The organism is Oleiphilus sp. HI0067 (assembly GCF_001635735.1).
On the sequence record NZ_LWFI01000395.1, the window covers coordinates 1 to 813 of the forward strand.

Annotated in this window: 1 protein-coding gene; it reads right to left on the bottom strand. The window is 42.4% G+C overall.

Going from position 1 to position 813, the window contains the following annotated elements:
- The coding region (locus A3739_RS04695) for a hypothetical protein (RefSeq protein ID WP_156502358.1) at positions 1-622 on the bottom strand (622 nt) is incomplete at its 3' end.
- Between the last annotated feature and the right edge of the window lie 191 nt (positions 623-813).

The window sequence follows — 813 nt, forward strand, 5'->3', positions numbered from 1 at the left end:
CGCCCTCTCTCCCTAGATTAGGATAAGGCGTTTTCTTTTCACGATGAGATAGCCCCACATCAAATACTAAATCTAGATCATAAGCTGTATAGATCTGTCGATACTTGATCTCACTGAAGCTAATGCGATAACCATCCCCGGACTCATACTCGCTGTAAAAATCTGCCTTCCCGGTATCGGTCAGATAAATAGACAAACCTAAACCACCGCCATTGAGTCGTTCTTCATCAAGGCGAGTTTCATGTCGCGTGCTGATATACGCGATCCGCCAGCTATGACTGAGTAAACGGTCATCATGCGAATACGTTAGCCTAACTCGATTAAAATCATCTTGGGGTGTTACATCATCAGCGCTAAGGCTTATCTCAAGGTAACTGACTCGCGCTAAGAACTCGTTTTCTAAAGGCGAAATCGAAGACTGATCAACAGGCGTAAGGTAATACCTAGCATTGACGCCGTGCTGCTTTTTGTCCTCGTCTTTGTGATGCTGGTCTGAGTCTTTTACAAGATAGTGCGTATCGAACTCGATTGAACTAGAAAATTCATTCGCAGCAAAAGCACTATTAGCGATTAATAGCCCATACAATGCTGCCCATACATACCTTAAGAATTCAATCCGCAAGCTCTACACCAAATCTCTGTAAAATTTAGCTACAAAAATAGGCGAAAAATAGATAATTTCGAGGCGTTTTAGCCTATTTCCTGTACTACGATTTTTTGAACCTAGCATCAAGAATAGATCGCCATTATGAAAATATTGCTCGTAGAAGACAGCCCAGTAAATCAACTCGTCACGAGCGCGCTACTTGAAAC